The following is a 22624-nucleotide window of genomic DNA, read 5'->3' on the forward strand; positions in this document are numbered from 1 at the left end:
CTTATGTTGAAGAACTTTCTTTTTTGTTTTATAATATTTTGAATGAGAATTATTATCAATGGAGTGGTATGATGAACCAGGTAGCAAGCTTGATTAGTAGTCCAAGCACCGTATTTCTCTTAGTAGATATCCAATATGACACGCTCCCTGCTGGACATCACCAGCATGATAATGAGACAAGCGACTATAGCTTAATTGTGGTGATTGATGGAAAGGGAAGGCTCCAAATAGAAGAGGATTGCTTTCATATGGAGCGGGAGAATTGCTTTATGATTGGACCTGGGGAATCTCTATTCATCCAAGCGGTAGATGACTCATTATGCTTGTATCAGTTAACTTTCAATAAGCTGTCCATTCAACCTACAGCTTCTAAAGTGACACTGGTAGATGAGGGTAAAAATGATTCACTTCCTTTTCTGGGTGCTGTAGTTTGCTCTCCTTTTTCTAAATGCCTTGATTTGGTAGAAGCGATATATTGTCATCGCAACGATGCCGATGATATGGAACGGTTTTCTAATCACGTACGATTTGAGGAATTGCTCCGCTTCGTGTTTCAACAAAATGCTTCTCAGAGTCATGTGGACATACGCCGTGCAGTGGAGCGCTCTATTGACTATGTGAGGAAGCATTACTATGAACCAATGACAGTAGATCAATTGGCGGCTGATGCTAACGTCGCTCGTTATAAATATACGCGTATTTTCAAAGAAATGACAGGACAGATTCCCCTTGATTTTGTAAATACATTACGAATAGACAGAGCTAAACAATTGCTCAGTAAAACAGACGATCGAATTCATGAAATAGCAGAGCAGGTTGGATTCAACAATGAATTTTATTTTAATCGTCGGTTTAAACAAATGGTTGGTGTAGCCCCGGGACAATACCGGGATAATTTGCGTAGTGATCTTCGCATCGTCTCCTTGTTTTTAGAGGATTATTTACTGGCATTAGGGGTAACTCCGATTGTACAGTGGTCGCATGGGGGATGGGGAAAGCTTGATTATCTTGGGCTACAGCATATTCCGACGCATGATGTTCTGACACAGGACATTCATCAGCTATCCTATTATAAACCAGATTTTATTATGGTGAGAGAAGGGGTTCAAAGCTTAGCAGGTATCTATGATCAATGCAGGCAGATTGCACGTACAAGTGTCATTTCGCACCCTGTTGATGATTGGCGTTCGACCCTGCGTACAGTAGCTGATATGCTAGGGCGAACGAATATGGCTGAGCAGTTAATCAAGCAATACGAGAATAAGGTAGCAAAGGCTAAGGAAGCGTTGGCACGTTCTGTAAAAGGGAAAACCTTTGCTTTCCTGCGGGTATCCGCCCATTATATCAGCGTGGATTATCGTTACACAGGGCCTGTACTATATCGAGATTTAGAAATGAAACCACATCCATTCGTAAGCCAAGTGAAAGGAGAGTCTAAGCGAAGATGCTTGTCATGGGAAGCCCTTTCTGAGTTGGATGTAGATCATCTATTCTATACATTTGATAAATGGCATGACGAAGGTGAAGGCGCAGAAAAAAGGCAGCTATCTCATCCGATTTGGCAATCCATTCCGGCTGTTCAGAAAAACTGTGTGTATGAGGTAGATTTTATGACATGGATGAGTCATGGGGTTATCGCTAATAGCAGGAAGATTGATGATGTGATGAGGGTGCTTGCTCACTAATTCTAAACAGATTGACCGAATGAGACAATTACAGTTCAGTATAAGGGAGATATTGCTCCTCTGGTTTATCAAGTCGGCTTTGAGTATTATCAGCTAGTCGAGTATACGGAAGAACATATACGATATAGTAAGAATCATGATAATCTGCCGCAAAGTGGCTGGATGACTGAATTCCTTCCGTACCAGGCATATCTATTCATGCAGCAAATCGTGGAGCAATATCAGCCGTTGGAAGCAGCACAGAAGAGCCGGTGTCGCTTCCTATCAGAGGAGCTCTTGCACATTGTCTTTTCTCAAAAGCGAAGGATTCGAAAACACCAGGAAATCCCGGTTACCAGAATAATTAGCCAATTGTAGTTTACTATATAGCAAAAAAAGCATCTGAACTGTAAAAAAACAGTTTAATAAGTTCTAAATAATGGCTCCCATTTTTATAATATTACTAATGTTATAAATGGAGGTGAGTATGGCGGTCTTGTCAGAACTTTGCTTTACCACATCATGGGAGGTCATTAAATGACAGAACAGTGCGTCATGAGCAAGATGGCAATCAAGGTATGTGTTGCTTTTGGACTGCTAGTAGTAATGATAGCAGGGGCTATGTTTATTGCTGAACGTGTATCAGCTCACGGCTATGTGGAATCACCTACAAGTCGGGCTTATATGTGTAAACAAGGCAAAAACATGAATTGTGGTCCCATTCAGTATGAGCCTCAGAGTGTAGAAGGAGAAGGGTCCTTTCCACAGTCTGGCCCACCGGATGGACAAATCACAGGGGCAGGGCGCTATCCCGAGCTGTATACACAAACCGCTGATCGTTGGAAAAAAGTAACGATGCATAGTGGGGAAAATACGTTTAAGTGGAGATTGACAGCATCGCATAGCACAAGGGAGTGGAAGTATTACATTACGAAAAATGGCTGGAATCCCAATAAACCACTTGCTCGCTCCGACTTAGACGTAGTTCCGTTTTGCTACTATTACGATGGTGGAAACAGACCAGGTACAACGGTGACTCATACCTGCAATGTACCAACTGATCACAGTGGTTATCATCTTATTCTGGCTGTGTGGGAGATTGCGGATACCACGAATGCTTTTTATCAAGTGATAGACGTTAATCTGGTCAAAAGCGCTGCTACTGAGCAAGTCTCGATCGATGTAAGCAAGACTGCTATAGCACCACAAGCTCCTCAAATGGAAAAGGTAAGTCCTATCTTTTCTACGATACAACAAATGAAACAGGGAAGTATTCTGCCGCGTGCCCACTGGTTTGCTGGTGATCAACGGGCGCTATACTGATTCATTATAGACCGAATAATAGGTGTCACTAAAACGCCTATTATTCGGCTTTTTTGAGTCAAAAAACCTATGCAGAAAAAATAATGTAATAATAACATAAATCTAGTTCTTTCATCCTAAAAAAAGTTACATAGAAAATACATACAGGAAAGGATCGCCGTTTCCATCATTTTACTGGATTTTATCATAATCAAATCTTTTACTTTTAAAAATTAGTAGATTTAAAAATATGACTATTGTAATGTGATAATTCAGTCGTAAAGAATCTATCTAATCTGCTACCAATTTTAATAAAATAACAAATGTTACAAAGTATTTCGTATAACCTAGAAAATCACATACTAGGAGGTAGACAGAATGACTTTGCAATGGAAAACAGTTTTTGGGAAAAGCTCTATAGCTTTTGGAATAACGCTGGCCGCTATGGCTGGTACGATGGTATTTGCAGGCAGCGCGTCAGCACATGGTTACATTGAATCACCTACGAGCAGGGCTTTACTTTGTAAGCAAGGACAAAACGTTGGTTGCGGTCAAATTCAATATGAACCGCAAAGTGTAGAGGGAGTAGGTAATTTCCCACAATCTGGACCTAAAGATGGGGAGATTACAGGAGCAGGAAAATATAAGGAACTCTTTGTCCAAACCGATAGTAGATGGAAAAAAGTGGACATGGAAGGTGGAAAAAATACTTTTACGTGGTATTTAACCGCTCCACATTCTACAGGTGACTGGAAATATTATATAACGAAAAAAGATTGGAATCCCAACAAGCCATTAGGACGCAACGATCTTGAACTCATTGCTACATTTAACGATGGTGGCAAGGTTCCCCCTAAATCAGTGTCTCATGTTGTTAATGTTCCGACCGATCGCAGTGGCTACCATATCATCCTTGGTGTGTGGGAAATCGCTGACACAGGGAATGCTTTTTATCAAGCAATCGACGTTAATTTGAAAAACGATGGTAACCCAACAGAACCAGAGGTACAATTGCCGACAATTCCTAGTAACCTGACTTCTCCAGGACAGACAACAACAAGTATTGAATTGCGCTGGTCAGCATCGACAGCCTCTGAAGGTATCAAAGAATATGAAGTATATCGCAATGGTAGTCTAGCAGGTAAGACTAGCCAGGCATATTTTGAAGATAAGGAATTGACGCTCGATACGGCTTACACATATACGGTTCGATCCATTGATTTCGCTGGAAATAAATCTGAAATGTCCAAGCCATTCACAGTTAGAACTAGTAAAGAAGACGAACAAGTAGAATTGCCAACTGCACCAGGTAATCTAGTATCTTCAGCCAAAACTACATCTACAATTGAGTTGAGTTGGACAGCTTCCACAGCTCCCCATGGGATTCACGCCTATGAAGTGTACCGTGATGGCCGACAAGTAGGGACGACTACAGAAACAAGCTTTACAGACAAAGATTTGAAGGCTGACACAACCTATTCTTATATGGTAGTAGCTGTTGACCATGCAGGTAATAAATCTGATTTCTCACAAAAAGTAACAGTGCGTACCGAAAAAGAGCAGACTGGGAACACCGGTGACACATGGAATAAAGACAACGTTTATAATACTGGTGATCGAGTGATATATGAGGGCGTAGAATATGAGGCTCAATGGTGGACTCGCGGCGACCGTCCCGACAGCACTGATGTATGGAAGCAGGTGGGCGATGCTATACAAAAATGGAACAGCGACAAAGCCTACCAAGGTGGAGCAAAAGTATCCTACGAGGGTAAAACCTACCAAGCAAAATGGTGGACAAAAGGTGAAGAGCCTAGTACATCATCCGTATGGACACTTGTACAGTAAGTAACCGGAGCAGTAACAGATAGGATTAGAAAAAAGGGACCATTCAGCAGCATTTTTGAATGGTCCCTTTTTTTATTTACTAAGCTAAGGCTTACTAGGGGAGAATGCTTACACGGGTTCCTTGATCTGCACTTTCCCCAATAATCCCCACTTTTCATTTAGATGTCGACATAGTTAGCCCTCTGCTTTTCTTTCTGGTTTGTACATTATAAAGAAAATACAGATATTTTTCTATTCTTGAAAAATATCTATCATCTTAGAAACAAAGATCATTTTCAGTAGCCGATTTTTTCATTTACGTCCATTTCTTTTTCATCCCTAACAACTTCTGGTAGTATGGTATAGAGAATATAGACAGATAAAGCATTGATAGGGCTATTGATACACGGAGGAACGGATAATGAACAGAAGATATCTTGCTATTTATGAAGAGATTAGACAGGGAATTATTGAAGGAGTGTATCCACCAGGGGAAAAATTACCTTCTGAAAATGATTTTTGTAAAAAGTTTGAGACTAGTAGGGGCACGATTCGCCGTGCTTTAGATATGCTGGCAGAAGAAGGGCTTGTGAACAGCATGCATGGGAAGGGCGTCTTTGTATTAGATCAAAATACAATTAGCTTTTCCTTTGGTGGATTAGTTAGCTTTAAAGAAGCTAACGAAAATAGCGGAGTGGTCTTTTCGACAACGGTGCCATTTTTTACAGAGCTGGTTATTGATAAAAAACTGGAACAAAAAACTCATCTTCCAAATGGTATAGACGTTTATCATTTATATCGGGTAAGAAAGCTGGATGGAGAAAGGGTCATATTGGATATCAACTATTTTAGCAAAGAAAAGTGTGCAGGCTTGACTCCTGAAATCGCTGAAAAATCTATTTACGATTATATAGAGAATGATTTGGAATTAAAAATTGGGTTTGCGCAAAGAGTAATTCAAGTAGAGCAAGCAACAGGAAAAGATCGAGAGTATCTGGATATGAAAGCATTTGGATTTGTTGTGGTCGTTCGCAACTATGTGCATTTATATGACGGTACGATATTTGAGTATACAGAGTCGCGACATCGTCCAGATCGATTTGTGTTTACTGATTTTGCACGTAGGCGATGAAATAATCGTTTACGTGAAGCAGTAGCTAGATAATGTAGGAACAATTCATGCCTCTATTGGGCAGCCCTGTTATATAAAACATAGGCTATGACTTCCTTTGCTTATTGATGTTTAAGGGTTCAAACAACGTAATGAGGTTATTGTCCGGGTCTAGTACGCTGAAATCACGATCACCCCACGGCTGCTCTTTTAACTGACCCTTGGAATGCAGGATATCCAGCGGTTGAATACGCTGATAAAGCTCATCAATATTTTCCACTCTGATTCGGCAGCTGGCTGTACCTGCAAAAAACGATTCTGCACCCGAAACAATCAGCGAGATCATTTCGATTACGCCAGCTCTCATCACTGGCTATCCAAAGCTGAATCTCAACATGATGATATTTCATAATAATGAATCCTCCTTCGTGATAAATGACGGTAAAACCAAGTTTATCACGATAAAAATCCTCGCTTTTCCTCATATCTGTTATAGGCAATGCGGGAATGCCTTCCCTCATTCATAGGAGTAAACTTCCTATTCATATGCTGCATATGGCTTCTTTTCGAACAATCCCGATTGTAAGATTTATAGATTTCGCGAATTTACATCGTTAATTCTATTTTTTTAAAAATAAAAAAGAGAACGCTTTAGTATCACTTTCAAAGCAGTATCAGTCAGTAGATATCATGAGATTTTTAGTGCCTGATCAGTAGCTGGTTTTTTAGCGGGTTAAAGCGGAGCAGGGTGTTTTTGAGTCTGCATGCTAGATGTAGTGTTGTCTTGATAATGCAGGGATGGGCATTTCCGCTCGGTACTTTAGAATAATTTGTCTAGTATAACTTGTATAAACAAGTGTTTACAAACTTGTCTATACAAGTTATACTAAGATCAACAAATAAGGATGAAAGCGATTCCAAGGGGAGGTACATCTATGAGTGTTAGCAAAAAGTCCGTGGAGGAGATCGTTGAAGCGCTAGGCGGTAAGGACAATATTGTAACCGCTTCACATTGTGTAACGCGCTTACGCCTTGCTTTGCTGGATGAGGAGAAGGTCCAGAAGGAAGAGCTAGATAATAATGATCTAGTAAAAGGCTCCTTTTCAGCGAATGGACAGTTTCAGGTTGTAATTGGTCCTGGTCTTGTTGAAAAGGCTTATGCTCATTTATTAGAGCTTACTAGTTTAGAAAAGGCTTCCAAGCAGGAGCTAAAGGATGCTACGGAAAAAAAATTAAATCCGCTACAACGAGCAATTAAAACATTAGCTGATATTTTCATCCCAATTCTACCAGCAATTGTGACCGCTGGTTTGCTAATGGGGATAAATAATGTTTTGACAGGGAAAGGGATATTTTTCCCAGACCAATCGCTTATTCAGGTATATGGTCAATGGAAGGACCTAGCAGATATCATTAATCTTATTGCCAATACATCCTTCGTGTTCTTGCCTGCCTTAATCGGTTGGTCTGCTGCTAAACGTTTTGGCGGCAGTGAGCTTCTTGGAATGGTACTTGGGTTAATGCTGATCCACCCTGATTTATTAAATGCTTGGGGATATGGAGATGCAGTTGCTAAAGGTACAGTGCCATACTGGAATTTATTTGGACTAAGTGTTGAAAAAATTGGGTATCAAGGTCAAGTGTTACCTGTTCTGGTTTCAGCGTTTTGTTTAGCGAAGATAGAACAATTCATGAATAAGCGTGTACCAGACGCTTTCAAGCTATTATTAGTAGCTCCAGTAACATTGTTAGTGACAGGTTTCCTATCATTTGTCGTGATTGGGCCATTAACCTTCTCAGTCGGAACTTTTATTACGAATGCCTTTGTAAGTATTTTTGATAATTTTGCAGCGGTTGGCGGTTTCATTTATGGTGGTTTCTATGCCTTGCTGGTTGTAACTGGTATGCATCATACCTTCCTAGCAGTAGATTTACAATTGATTGCAAGTGTAGGCGGAACCTTCTTATGGCCGATTTTAGTGCTTTCTAATATTGCTCAAGGCTCTGCTTCATTAGCTACGATGTTTTTGATTCGCGATGAAAAAGGCAAGGGCTTATCACTTACATCAGCGATTTCTGCTTTCTTAGGAATTACAGAACCAGCTATGTTCGGGGTAAATCTACGGATGCGTTATCCATTTTATGCCGCAATGATTGGATCTGCACTCGGTGCTATATTTATTACAATAAATAAGGTGAAAGCCGCTTCGATTGGTGTGGGTGGTTTACCGGGCTTCTTGTCCATCTTCCCACAAAATTGGTTACCGTTCTTTGTCGGAATGGCAATCGCTTTAGTTATACCTTTTGTCCTTACTATTATCTTTGGCAAAATGCGTAGCAAAAAGGCAGAAGAGCAAGAGACAAAGTCTGTAGCATAACAACTAACATTTATGACGCGTAAGTCATGCACATACAACTAGATTAAGTCTTTACAAAAAATGGTGGTGTAAGCAATGCAGAAAACATGGTGGAAGAAAGCAGTCGTGTATCAGATTTATCCGAAAAGCTTTCTTGATACAACAGGAAACGGTATCGGAGATTTGGCAGGAATCACTCGCCAATTAGATTATTTAAAGCAATTAGGTGTGGATGTAATCTGGTTAACTCCTATTTATGCGTCCCCTCAAAAAGATAATGGCTACGATATCAGTGATTACTATACGATCAATCCGGAGTACGGAACTATGGAGTCCTTTGAGGATTTGTTGCATGAGGCTCATCAGCGCAATATAAAGCTGATTATGGATATCGTTGTGAACCATACATCAATTGAGCATGAATGGTTTAAACAAGCAAGGTCTTCCAAAGATAATCCGTATCGCGACTATTACATTTGGAAAGATGGTGTGGATGGCAATCCACCTACGAACTGGCAGTCTAAATTTGGTGGAAACGCTTGGGAATGGGATGAGCAAACAGGGCAATATTACTTGCATTTGTATGATGTAACGCAAGCTGATTTGAACTGGGAGAACCCGACGTTACGACGCGAAATTTATGATATGATGCATTTTTGGCTGAAAAAAGGCGTGGATGGTTTCCGCTTAGATGTTATTAATGTAATTTCCAAGGATCAGAGCTTCCAAAACGATACGCTACAAAGCCCAATGGAGGATGGACGACGTTTTTATACGGATGGTCCGCGCATCCATGAATATTTAAAAGAAATGAATGAGCAGGTGTTTTCTCATTATCCTCAGATCTTAACTGTAGGAGAGATGTCGTCTACAACGATTGATAATTGTATTCGCTATACCAATCCAGACGAAAAAGAGCTAAGCATGGTCTTTAATTTTCATCATTTGAAGGTCGACTATCCGAGCGGACAAAAGTGGGCTGCAGGTGAGTTTGATTTTGGAAAATTAAAGAGCATTCTCAATGAATGGCAGGTTGGAATGCAAGCAGGTGAAGGCTGGAATGCTTTGTTCTGGTGCAATCACGATCAACCGCGTGTAGTTACTCGCTTTGGAGATGATCAGAAGTATCATAAGGAATCTGCAAAAATGCTGGGTACGGCTCTTCATTTTATGCAAGGTACTCCCTATATTTATCAGGGGGAAGAGTTTGGTATGACTGATCCTGGTTTTTCTCGTATTGAGGAATACCGTGATGTAGAAACGATTAATGCCTACCATTTGCTTCAGGAGACAGGCATCTCTGAGCAGGAGATTATGAAGGCGATCAAACAAAAATCCAGAGATAATTCACGTACACCAATGCAATGGATGGACGCTCCTAACGGCGGATTCACGGCAGGTACTCCTTGGATTCATGTAGCTAATAATTATCCATCTATCAATGCGCAGCGAGCGCAAGAAGATCAGGATTCCATCTGGTATCACTATCAAAAATTGATCCAGTTACGCAAAAAGCATGATGTTATTGCATACGGCGATTTTACAATGCTGTATCCAGAGCATCCTCAGATTTATGCCTATGTACGCCAATATGGTGCTGAGTCGCTAGTCGTAGTTAATAATTTTTACGCAGAGCCAACAGAATTTGTACTGCCGAAGGAAATAGCTCAAAAAGCACATATGGAGGTTATTCTGACCAACTATCCTGATGTGCCGGCAACATTGGACAAATTTACATTGCGTCCATATGAGTCGCTTGCTATTGTAATAAAATAACAGCTTAGAAAAACAGAATGCCCACCTCCCAGCTTCGGATCGGGAAATGGGCATTTTGTTTTTTTGTTTCTATTTGTACTCACAGCCATACAGCGGTATCATAAGAAGGAGAGTGGTTGACATAATAAGATCGTCATGTTCAACCGATAGAATCCGGTTTTGAGAGGATGACAACATGGGTAAAAAGATTGTTTTAGCAGAGAAACCCTCAGTGGGTAAAGATATCGCCAGAGTCTTGAAATGTACCAAACAGGGAAATGGGTACCTTGAAGGCGACAAATATGTAGTAACCTGGGCATTTGGCCATCTGGTTACGTTGGCTGATCCTGAAGCCTATGGAGAGACATATAAAGCTTGGAAGCTGGAGGATTTACCGCTGTTGCCGTCTCGCCTGCAATTAACTGTCATCAGACAGAGCTCCAAGCAATATCAGATTGTAAAAAAATTATTAGCGCGTCAGGATATTTCAGAAGTGATTATTGCTACTGATGCTGGTCGTGAAGGTGAGCTGGTGGCGCGATGGATTTTAGAAAAGGCACATGTGAAAAAGCCTATTAAACGACTATGGATTTCCTCTGTGACTGATAAAGCAATCAGTGATGGCTTCAGAAAGCTGCGAGATGGCAAGGAATACGAGAATCTCTATGCTTCTGCTGTAGCTCGCGCTGAAGCTGACTGGTTTGTCGGGATCAATGCCACTCGTGCTCTTACAACGAAGCATAATGCCCAGCTCTCCTGCGGACGTGTACAAACTCCTACAGTGGCAATGATTGCCAAACGTGAGGAGGAGATTCAAAGGTTCGTTCCTCGCCCCTATTATGGTGTTCAAGTGATCACAGGTAATGGATTAAAGCTTACGTGGCAGGATCAGCAAACCAAAGATATGAAGACATTTACCAAGGAGAAGGCTGAGAAAATTGTCGAAAGCAGTAAAAACAAGCAAGCAGAAATTATTGATATCAAGAAGGCTGACAAGAAAAGCTTCGCCCCAGCTTTATACGATCTAACTGAGCTACAACGTGATGCGAATAAGCGTTTTGGTTTTTCGGCAAAGGAAACCCTCTCCATTATGCAAGGGCTGTACGAAACACATAAGGTACTCACATACCCGCGGACAGATTCTCGCTATTTGACATCAGATATTGTCGAAACATTACCTGATCGATTGAGAGCGATATCTGTTAAGCCATACACTCCGTTTGCAGCTAAGCTGTTAAAGCAACCGATTCGAGCTGGTAAACATGTAGTGGATAATAGCAAGGTATCTGATCACCATGCGATTATTCCAACTGAGCAATCTGTAATGATGAATAAGCTTAGCGATAGGGAACGTAAAATTTATGACCTTGTGGTTAAACGCTTTCTGGCTGTGCTATATCCGCCTTTTGAATATGAACAAATTAGTATTCGTGCCCGAATTGGCAACGAGGAATTTCTAGCAAAAGGGAAGACGATAACGCATCAGGGCTGGAAGGAAATTTATGATAACCACTTTGATGAAGAGGATCAAGGAGATGGATTAAAAGAACAGCTTTTACCAAAGCTTGTACAAGGTGAGCAACTATCTGTACAAACCGTTTCTTTTACAAAAGGGGAAACAAAACCTCCAGAGCCATTTACGGAGGCTACACTCCTTTCAGCTATGGAGAATCCTGTCCGTTATATGGGACAGGTTGATAAGCAGCTAGCTAAAACATTAGGTGAGACAGGTGGATTAGGAACTGTTGCTACTCGCGCCGATATTATTGAAAAATTATTTAATAGCTTCCTCATTGAAAAGCGCGGCAAGCATATTCATATTACTTCTAAAGGAAAGCAATTACTTGAGCTTGTACCAGAAGGACTTCGCTCACCGGCTCTTACTGCTGAATGGGAAGTGAAGCTTGGAGCGATCTCGAAAGGAAGTCTGGCTAAAAACAGCTTCATACAGGAAATGAAGAAGTATGCAGAGCAAATCGTTCAACAGATCAAATTTAGTGAGCAAAAATTTCGGCATGACAATCTGACTCGCTCCAAATGCCCGGATTGTGGAAAGTTGATGCTTGAAGTAAATGGGAAAAAAGGAAAAATGTTAGTTTGTCAGGATCGTGAGTGCGGTCACCGTAAGGCCGTATCCAAGGTTACAAATGCCAGATGCCCACAATGTCGAAAGAAGATGGAGATGCGTGGGGAAGGAGAAGGAAAGATATTCGTATGCAAATGCGGACATCGTGAAAAACTATCGACGTTTAACGACAGACGTAGCAAGGAGAAACAGACAAATGTTTCGAAACGAGATGTAGCACAGTATATGAAAAATCAGCAACGAGATCAAGAAAGCTTAGGTAATCCAGCCTTGATGGAGGCATTAAAGAATTTTAAGCTAGATCAGTAAGTCATTTTATATAGAAAAGATAGGCTCGAAAATAAGGCGCCCGCTCTCTTTATTAGCTAAGAGAAAGGGCGTCTATTTTAGCTTCTCTTTTCTATATGGAAAAAAGGAATTAACAAAATCTGAAGAAAATTTTAGAATTTATTATTTTTATGTTAAGAGATTTTGAAAGAAGTGCATCTATTTACTTTATCCATAAATGAAAGCAAAAATGAGATTGTTATATTCCATAAAATGTAAATGTTTTTATATCTTGGTAAATACAGAATCGAGAACGCTGTTTACTATACAAGAAGACTATAGATACGAGCTTTTACGGCTATTTTTACGATTTGATAACGCCTTCTTTTTTTAGTCTAATAAAAAACAGTAACGAATCGAAAAAATAACAATAATTTGATCGGTAAATAACATTGTTACTAATTCACAGAAAACAAAATCATTATTTTTACATAATAAAAACATAATAATAAAATGTGATAGAAAAATATTGAAGAAAATGTCCATTATTGGTAGTATTGAAAAATAAACCTGTAATTTTATGTATTATAATGCAATTATTTGTCGCATATTTACTAGCATAAATGTTAGCGATGATGTGAGCAAATCGTTACCTGTTAGAAGGAAGATCAGCTACATATGATTCGAAATTTTTCGTTTTTTTATTTTAAAAGACAAAGAGGTGGTCCTGATGGATTTATCTACATTAAATTTTTTGGGTGAAACAGAAAAGCATAAGTTATTGAATCAATTCAATGATACGGACGCTAATTTTCCTCAGGAGATGACCATTCATGGGCTGTTTGAAAAGCAAGTCCAAGAAAGACCGAATCAAACTGCGGTAATTTTTAATGAACAAAGTATGACGTATAAAGAAATGAATGAACGAGCCAATCAAGTAGCACATAGCTTACGGAAGCATGGAGTTGCTCCAGATGAGATCGTTGGAATTCTAGCAGATCGCAACATGGACATGCTTATTTCCATTCTCGGCGTATTAAAGGCTGGGGCTGCTTATATGCCTATTGATCCTACATACCCTACAGAACGTATTCTTTATATGATCAATGATAGCCAGACCAAAATTGTCTTAGCAGAACATAGAGAGATGGTTCCGGAAGGCTGTAATGCAGAGCTGATCCTCTTGCACGATAGCTCCCTTTTAAACGAAGAGACATCTGATCTAGAGCATGTAAATAAGCCTGAAGATTTGGCCTATATTATCTATACATCAGGTTCTACTGGTAAACCAAAAGGGGTTATGATTGAACATCGAAATGTCATTCGCTTGCTATTTAATGACAGAAACCTATTTGATTTTACTAGTGATGATGTCTGGACCGTTTTCCATTCGTTCTGTTTTGACTTCTCTGTTTGGGAGATGTATGGGGCTTTACTGTATGGAGGAAAAATCGTTCTCGTCTCTTTTGAGATAGCTAGAGATCCTCAGGCCTTCCGAAATTTACTTCAGGAGCAAAAGGTTACGATTTTAAATCAAACCCCTACAGCTTTTTATCAGCTCTCGTCTGAAGAGATGCAGCACTCAGACAGCAATCTATCGATTCGTAAAATCATTTTTGGTGGAGAAGCGTTGACGCCATCACAGTTGAAGGCATGGAAACAAAAATATCCAAATACAGCCTTGATTAATATGTACGGTATTACAGAAACAACTGTTCATGTGACTTATAAGGAGTTTCAATTACATGATATGGACAGCACAGTTAGCAATATCGGAAAGCCTATCCCAACGCTTAGAACCTATGTTTTAGATTCCAAGAGAAACCTAGCTCCAATTGGAGTGAAAGGTGAACTGTATGTGAGCGGCAAGGGAGTAGCCCGCGGTTATTTAAACAAACCTGAATTGACGGAAGAACGGTTTATGGATAACCCGTTTGTCTCTGAAGAAAGAATGTATCGCACAGGAGACCTAGCTAGATGGCTACCTGAAGGAGAGCTAGAATACTTAGGCAGGATTGACCATCAGGTAAAAATCAGAGGCTATCGCATTGAACTCGGAGAAATAGAAGCCGAGCTATTGAAGCAAAAAGGGATTAAAGAAGCAGTAGTTTTAGTTACAAATGATAAAGATGCACAACCACAATTACATGCCTATTTAACATCTACGGAAGATTTGGCAGCAGCAGATCTTCGTAATCAACTTACTACAACATTACCCTCTTATATGATTCCGGCTCATTTCATTTTTGTGTCGCAAATGCCTGTTACGCCAAATGGAAAAATTGATAAAGAATCACTTCGTAAAATAGAACCATCACTTCAAGAAAGCCCTACAGAAGCTTATGTAGCTCCACAAACACCTACAGAAAAGCAATTAGTCCACATATGGGAAGAAAATATTGGAATGCAACCGATCAGCATAGACGATAATTATTTTGCTCTAGGTGGCGATTCCATCAAAGCGATTAAGCTATTGCATGCTATAAATAAAGAGTTTCAGATAAGTTTCCAAATTGGAGATTTGTATAAGCATGGAACCATTAGAGGAATGGGACAGCAAATCGGTGAACAAGGCAAGCAATCTAGCAATCAAAAACTGTTGAAACTTCAGGAATTGGACCGTTTAAAAGAGAAAATTTTGGGAAGTGAGAAATAGTCATGTCGGATAAGCTAAGCAACGCTAAAGACCTATTTCCAATGAGCGATATACAGCTAGGGATGGTCTACCATTCGTTAAAACATGTACACGAAGCTGTATACCATGATCAATTTGTTTATCAAGTAGATGATGATTCATTTGATGTTCATGTACTAGAGCAAGCGATGAGAATGATGGTTGATAAGCACGACATCTTAAAAACCAGCTTTCATATTGAGGAATTTTCCACTCCAGTTCAAGTAGTGCACCAGGAGGTTTCTGTTCGAATTGATGAGACAGACATTACGCATCTGGGAGAAAAACAAAAAGAGTATATCCATCAGTATTTGGCGCAGGATCGTCAATCCCCTTTTGATGTAACAACCGCTCCTCTATGGAGAATGAGCGTTTTTAAACTGAATGCAAGCCAAGTTGCTTTAGTCTGGATCTTTCATCATGCTATTTTGGATGGATGGAGTGTTGCATCTTTTATTACGGAATTAATTGATGTTTATTTCAAATTAAAGCACAAAACTTGCACTTTGGAGCATTTGAACACGACCTATAAGGATTATGTGATTGATCAGATGCTATTATCTGAGCAAAATGAGCTGCGTGAATATTGGAAAGAAGAATTAAAAGATTACAAACGGCTACAGCTCCCAGTAAAAGTGGATGAAAATGGCGGTGTTCACGTTACCGTTGTTGAGAAGCTAGACCCTGACATTATAAATAAATGCAGAGAAATTGCACAAGCTCATCACATTCCACTAAAGACCGTATGCCTAACAGCCTTTCTTTCTATGATGCATATGATTTCTTATGAGAGAGACCTGACTGTGGGATTGATTGAGAACAACCGACCAATTATAGAAGATGCTGAAAAGGTGTTGGGATGTTTTCTTAACTCAGTTCCATTCCGCGCCATTATAAAGAAAGATATGAGCTACAGAGAGCTATTAGAGCAGACACAGCAAAAGCTTGTTGAGATTAAAACTTATGGAAGGCTATCCTTTGCTAAGATTATTGAAGTAATTGGCGATACGGGAAGCGAGCGTAATCCAGTTTTTGACTGTCTTTTTAACTTTGTCGACTTCCATGTATTTAAAGGGATAAAGGATCATAAAGTAAAGTTTTGGTTAGATGGATATGAAAAAACAAACACCATGTTTGACTTTTCTGTTTCGACCACAATGGATGACTATTTTGTTCGGGTTGTATCTGCACTGCCAGAAGAAGATACCATAAAACTAATTAACTATTATCAACGAATTTTAGAAAAGATTGCTCTTCACATAGATGAAAAAATAGATAAACAAGCCAATCTTGATGAAAAGGAAAGCCACTTGCTGCTAGAGGAATGGAATCAAACGTCAGTTGATTATCCAGACAAGCAGACATTGCATAAACGGTTTGAGGAGCAAGCAGCCAAAAATGAAGATCAGGTAGCGCTGGAATATGAGGATAAGCAGCTTACCTATAGGGAATTGAACGCTAAAGCCAATCAATTGGCACGTGTTTTACAGAAGCATAATACGCTGCCAACTCAGGTAGTGGGTCTAATGGCAGAGCGTTCACTAGAGATGATAATAGGCATTCTTGGGATATTAAAAGCCGGCGGAGCCTATATGCCTATTGACCCTACGTATCCTGCGGAGCGTATCCAATATATGCTCGAAGATAGTCGATCCTATCTCTTACTTGTGCAAAAAGCGGAAATGATTCCAGCCAATTATCAGGGTGAAGTACTTATCCTCACAGAGGAACTTTGGGCAGATGAGAATACAGAGAACCTAGAATTAGTCAATCAGCCGCAGGATGTTGCCAATATCATGTATACATCTGGGACTACAGGAAAGCCAAAAGGTATCCTGATTACTCATCGAAACATTATGACTACCATAATCAACAATGGCTATCTTGATATTTTTTCAACAGATCGAATATTGCAAATGTCTAATTATGCTTTTGATGGTTCTACCTTTGATATATACAGTGCTTTGCTAAACGGAGCTACCCTCGTGCTAGTTCCCAAGCAAACACTCATGAATACGACCGATCTGTTAGCAGTCATCAAAGATAGCAATATCACGGTAGCTTTACTGACAACCTCTCTATTCAATACGTTGGTTGATCTTGATGTAACCAGCTTCCAACATACACGTAAGGTTTTATTTGGCGGGGAAAAGGCTTCATGTAAGCATGTAGAAAAAGCATTGGATTATCTGGGTGAGGGGCGCCTAGTAAATGGATATGGTCCGACAGAAACAACGGTGTTCGCTACTACCTATACAGTCGATAACACGATTAAAAAGCTGGGAAGTGTCCCGATCGGACGTCCTTTGAGCAACACTTCGGTATATGTTTTTGGATTAGATGATCAATTACAACCACTTGGAGTACCAGGGGAGTTATGTGTAGCAGGAGAATGCATTTCGCCTGGATATCTGAATCGTCCTGACTTAACGGCAGACAAATTTATTGATAATCCACTTAAACCAGGTGAGAGAATGTACCGTACAGGTGACCTGGTTCGTTGGCTGCCTGAAGGTGTCATGGAATACATGGGGCGGATTGATGAACAAGTCAAGATTCGTGGACATCGTATCGAGCTAGGGGAGATTGAGGCAAAACTGCTTGAGCATCCTTCGATTCGAGAAACAGTGCTGGTGGCTAAACAGGATGCAAATGGCCATTCTTTTTTAGGTGCGTATCTTGTTACAGACAACTTCTGCCCTGTAACGGAATTACGGAATTATCTGATGGAAACCTTGCCAGAATATATGGTTCCTTCTTATTTTATCGAGCTGGATAGCCTACCGCTTACTTCAAATGGAAAGGTAGATAAGCGAGCATTGCCCGAACCGGAATCTCAGGCTTTACACGCATATACCATCCCGGAGAATGAGACGGAAGAAAAATTGGTTCAGCTATTCCAGGAAGTGATGGATGTAGAGCGTGTTGGTACTCAAGATAGCTTTTATGAATTAGGTGGTCATTCCTTAAAAGCAATGCTTTTGGTTTCACGAATTCATAAGGATTTTGGAATAAAGATACCGTTGAAGGAAGTATTCAGTCGTCCGACCGTGAAGGAATTGGCTGCCTATCTGACTGGGTCAGAAGAAGCAAACTATATTGAAATTGAAGCAGCAGAAGAGAAACCATACTATCCAGTTACTGCCGCTCAAAAACGGATGTATATCGCCCAGCAATGGGAGGATGGGGAAGCCACTAGCAGTTATCACATGCCATTTATGATGGAAATCACAGGGCCTCTTCAAGTAGAAAAGCTACAACAAACAGTAAAGAGTCTTGTCGCAAGGCACGAGTCGTTGCGGACATCATTTCACATGATCAATGAAGTATTGATGCAAAAGATACACGCAGATGTATTGTGGGATTTAGACATTGATCTAGAGTCAGTTGTCGCTTCAGAGCAAGAAATTGATGGAAAAATGTTCCAATTCCTCCGCAAATTTGATTTGAGTCAAGCTCCTTTATTTAGAGCTAAGCTGATTCGTGTCAATGCTAGTCGGCATGTATTGTTATTAGATATGCATCATATTATTTCGGATGGATTTTCATACCAGATATTTTTTGATGAGCTTACCAAGCTGTATCAGGGCGAGGAATTGCCATCTCTCAAAATACAATATAAGGATTATGCCGTTTGGCAGCATTCGGAAGAACAACAGAAGCGTTTGCAACAGCAAGAGGATTATTGGTTAGGTCAATTCCAAGGGGAAATTCCTGTTCTGGAATTGCCTACGGATTACCAGCGCCCGGTTGATAAACAGTTTGCTGGAGCATTATTCACACACGAGTTATCTGCTGGTCTAACAGAGAAGCTGAGAAAATTAGCGATTAAGGAAAAAACGACGTTATACACCGTACTGCTGACGGTCTATAACATTCTATTGACGAAATATACAAGTCAAGAGGACCTCATTGTAGGTACACCGATTGCTGGACGTCCACACGCAGATTTAGACAGAGTATTTGGGATGTTTGTAAACACGCTGGCCATCAGAACAGCTCCAAAAGTAGAGTATTCCTTCTTAGCGTATCTCTCTGAGGTCAAAGAAACAGTGCTAGGTGCTTATCAAAATCCAGACTATCCATTTGAGGAGCTGGTTGAAAAAACGCTAGTTCAGCGGGATGTAAGCCGTAATCCTTTATTCGATGTGATGTTCTCCGTAGAGAAATTACCATCTGCTGTACAGTTCGATGATTTACGTTTCTGCCCACGCTTATTTGATTGGAAGAAGGCAAAATTTGACTTGGATTGGACAGTGGTGGAAGGTGAATCATTGGAGGTTTTGGTTGAATATAGCACGAGCTTGTTCGATCGGGCGACCATTGAGCGCATGGCTAAGCATTTTGAGCATATTTTGGAGCAAATCCTTGATCAGCCAGACCTGTCTATTTCTGAGATTGAACTGCTGACCGAGGCAGAAAAACAACAAATTTTGATTGAGTTTAATCAATCGGATAAATCCTTTGACAGCGAAAAAACGATTCAGGAGCAATTTGAAGAATGGGCAGAAAAAGCCCCGCACAGCATTGCCTTAGTCTTTAAAGACAAGCAAATGACCTATCAGGAATTAAATCAACGTGCTAACCAAGTTGCGCATTTATTACGTGGCAATGGGATTTCCGCAAATGATTTTATCGGTTTAATGGTGGATCGATCGTTTGAGATGATCATTAGTATGCTAGGTATTTTGAAGGCGGGTGGAGCCTACCTACCTATTGATCCTGATTATCCTGAGGACCGTATCGATTACATGTTATCTGACAGCAAAGCGAAGATTCTCTTAAAGCAAAGTGACCAAACTGCACCAGCTTCCTTTGAAGGTAAAGTCATCGCTATTGATACTCCAGAATTGCTAGAGATGGATATAGAAAATATTCCTAAGGTGAATAACTCATCCGACTTGGCTTATATCATTTATACATCTGGATCAACCGGAAAACCAAAAGGAGTATTGATTAATCATCGATGCGTGATCAATATGCAGCTTACAGCTGAAACCTTTGGTATCTATCCTTCGAGTCGTATTCTACAGTTTGCATCCTTTAGTTTTGATTCATCTGTGGGCGAGATTTTTTATACATTATTAAACGGAGCATGCCTGTATTTGGTCGAAAAGGATTTGCTTTTATCCGGTAATGAATTCGTGGCATGGCTAAAGAAAAATAGGATTAGCTCGATCCCATTTATTTCACCGTCGGCTCTGCGGATGCTTCCTTATGAGGATTTACCTGATCTCGCATATATAAGTACGGGTGGGGAGACATTGCCGGCTGACCTTGTTAAAGCGTGGGGAGAAAATCGTGTCTTCCTAAATGCATATGGCCCGACGGAAACAACTGTAGATGCCACTGTCGGTGTATGTACACCAGAAGGGAAACCGCATATCGGAAGACCCGTTACGAATAAAAAGGTGTATGTAGTAAACAGCAATAATCAATTACAGCCGATTGGTGTTCCTGGCGAGCTTTGCATTGGCGGGGAAGGGGTTGCACTTGGCTATCTAAACAGACCTGATCTAACCCAAGAAAAATTCGTTTCCAATCCGTTTGCCCCGGGTGAAAGAATGTACCGCTCCGGAGACTTAGTCAGATGGCTACCTGATGGAACAATTGAGTACTTCGGAAGATTAGACGATCAAGTAAAAATTAGAGGCCACCGTATTGAACTAGGAGAGATTGAAACAAGATTGCTAGAGCATCCATCCATTAAAGAAGCCATTGTGATTCCACGTTCTGATGAGTCAGAGGCTACATATTTATGCAGCTATTTGATTGCAGAAGGATCATGGAATGCGGCTGACTTACGTAAGTATTTGAAGGCTTCTTTACCGGAATATATGATACCTTCGTATTTTGTGGAGCTGCACGAGCTACCGCTAACACCTAATGGAAAAGTTAATAAAAAAGCATTACCAAAACCAGAAAAGCAAATGCAGAGAGGGCAGGATTATGTAGCCCCTACTAACCCTATTCAATCCATTTTATCTCAGATTTGGACTGACGTGCTTGGTGTTGAAAATATAGGAATTCACGACAATTTCTTTGAATTAGGTGGAGATTCAATTAAAGCCATCCAAATTTCAGCTCGACTTAATAAGCATAATCTCAAGGTTAAAATGCGGGAATTGTTTAAGAACCCAACGATTGCTGAGCTAAGTCTGCTTGTACAACAGATCGTTCAGGAGATCGATCAAGGAGTAGTAGAAGGAAATATTCCGCTTACACCGATCCAGCATTGGTTCTTTACCCAATCATTCCCGCAGGTCAACCATTACAATCAATCGGTTCTCCTCTTTAATGCGGAGGGCTGGGATGAGCAGAAAGTAGACAAAGCTTTTGAGATGCTAACCCAGCACCATGATGCACTGCGAATCGTATATAGCCTCGACGAACAAGGGGTTGTACAGCGTAACCGGGGATTGGAAGGCTCGAACTATCATTTCGAAATCATTGATGCAAGACAAGATGGAGAAGATCAGTCGAACTGGAAAGCAGCGGCGAATCGGATGCAGGCAAGTATGGATATCGTAGAAGGACCTTTAGTGCAGATCGGATTGTTCCGTGCTAATGAAGGAGCTTATTTGTTAATTGCCATTCATCACTTAGTGGTAGATGGGGTGTCTTGGCGTATCCTACTAGAAGACTTCTATCATTTATATAACGGAAACGACTCTCTGCCATTAAAAACGACCTCGTTCCAAGCATGGTCTCAAAAGCTCCAAGAGTACGCCCAAAGCAAGGAGCTAGAACATGAGCTTTCCTATTGGCGCCATTTAGATGAAGCTATCACGGACTATACCTTACACAAAGATATAGAAGCCGCAACCTCAAATAAGACAACCTATGAGGAATTTTTAACTGTAGCGATGTCTTTATCAACTGAGGAAACCCAACAGCTAGTAACAGAGGCTCATAAGGCGTACCAGACGGAAATAAATGATCTGCTGCTCACGGCACTGGCTTTAGCTTTGAAGGAATGGACCAATAAAGAGCAGTTGCTAGTTAGTATGGAGGGGCATGGACGTGAAGAAATTCTAGATAACGTAGATATCTCCCGTACAGTTGGGTGGTTTACATCAGAGTATCCGGTTGCTATTCATCTGACGAAAACAGACATTTCGTTTGCCATTAAACAAGTAAAGGAAACGTTGCGTCGTGTACCTAACAAAGGGTTTGGCTATGGGATTCTTAAATATTTGGCCAAAGAGACGTTCAAGCTTAAGCCAGAAATCAGTTTTAACTATCTAGGCCAATTTACAGATAAGGAAGAGGGGAACTCCTCTTTAATGGGTGATCTGATTAGCCCGGCAAATACCAGTGAGCTGTCCCTAGATATCAATGGAAGTATAGAAGCTGACAGACTGCAAATGCACTTTAGTTATAACTCGCGTGCGTACTATCCAGAGACAATCGCAACCCTTGTTCAAAACTTCAAATCCTACTTGCTTGAGATTATCAATCATTGCCGGGCGAAAGAAGGAGTAGAGCATACACCAAGCGACTTTGATATCAATGATCTCACCATGGAAGAACTAGATGATATTTTTGATGACCTGGAAGAAGAGGTATACAAATAACTAG

At 40.5% G+C, this 22624-nt stretch carries 8 protein-coding genes and 2 pseudogenes; 9 read left to right on the forward strand and 1 reads right to left on the reverse strand.

What is annotated here, in order from left to right; all coding sequences use genetic code 11:
* Positions 1-71 precede the first annotated feature (71 nt).
* The 4 genes and pseudogenes from O0550_RS01095 to treR all read left to right on the forward strand — a co-directional run bounded on the left by O0550_RS01095 (position 72) and on the right by treR (position 5925).
* The gene (locus O0550_RS01095) at positions 72-1685 is read left to right on the forward strand and encodes a helix-turn-helix domain-containing protein (protein WP_258425469.1); all 1614 of its coding nucleotides are present in this window, start codon (positions 72-74) and stop codon (positions 1683-1685) included.
* Between the two features lie 612 nt (positions 1686-2297).
* A pseudogene (locus tag O0550_RS01100) lies at positions 2298-2987 on the forward strand (lytic polysaccharide monooxygenase); the annotation flags it as partial.
* Between the two features lie 357 nt (positions 2988-3344).
* Complete coding sequence (locus O0550_RS01105; protein ID WP_035317857.1) at positions 3345-4814, forward strand: lytic polysaccharide monooxygenase; 1470 nt, start codon at positions 3345-3347, stop codon at positions 4812-4814.
* Between the two features lie 400 nt (positions 4815-5214).
* Complete coding sequence (gene treR / locus O0550_RS01110; protein WP_003335211.1) at positions 5215-5925, forward strand: trehalose operon repressor; 711 nt, start codon at positions 5215-5217, stop codon at positions 5923-5925.
* An 85-nt stretch (positions 5926-6010) separates the two neighbouring features.
* Here treR and O0550_RS01115 read toward each other — a convergent pair.
* A pseudogene (locus O0550_RS01115) lies at positions 6011-6425 on the reverse strand (bleomycin resistance protein).
* A gap of 414 nt (positions 6426-6839) precedes the next feature.
* Here O0550_RS01115 and treP point away from each other — a divergent pair.
* From treP to O0550_RS01140, 5 genes are all read left to right on the forward strand, one after another.
* On the forward strand, positions 6840-8282 hold the full coding sequence (gene treP / locus O0550_RS01120; protein WP_258425470.1) for a PTS system trehalose-specific EIIBC component: 1443 nt from the start codon (positions 6840-6842) through the stop codon (positions 8280-8282).
* Positions 8283-8357: 75 nt separating this feature from the next.
* Complete coding sequence (treC, locus tag O0550_RS01125; RefSeq protein WP_258425471.1) at positions 8358-10037, forward strand: alpha,alpha-phosphotrehalase; 1680 nt, start codon at positions 8358-8360, stop codon at positions 10035-10037.
* 175 nt (positions 10038-10212) lie between these two features.
* Positions 10213-12411: a DNA topoisomerase III gene (locus tag O0550_RS01130; protein WP_258425472.1), complete on the forward strand. Its 2199-nt coding sequence runs from the start codon at positions 10213-10215 to the stop codon at positions 12409-12411.
* Between the two features lie 688 nt (positions 12412-13099).
* On the forward strand, positions 13100-15025 hold the full coding sequence (locus tag O0550_RS01135) for a non-ribosomal peptide synthetase (protein WP_258425473.1): 1926 nt from the start codon (positions 13100-13102) through the stop codon (positions 15023-15025).
* Positions 15026-15027: 2 nt separating this feature from the next.
* A complete protein-coding gene (locus O0550_RS01140; protein ID WP_258425474.1) occupies positions 15028-22620 on the forward strand; it encodes a non-ribosomal peptide synthetase in 7593 nt (2530 codons plus the stop codon).
* Positions 22621-22624 lie beyond the last annotated feature (4 nt).

Origin of the sequence: Brevibacillus halotolerans (assembly GCF_026891775.1) — a bacterium.
Lineage (GTDB): Bacteria > Bacillota > Bacilli > Brevibacillales > Brevibacillaceae > Brevibacillus_B > Brevibacillus_B halotolerans.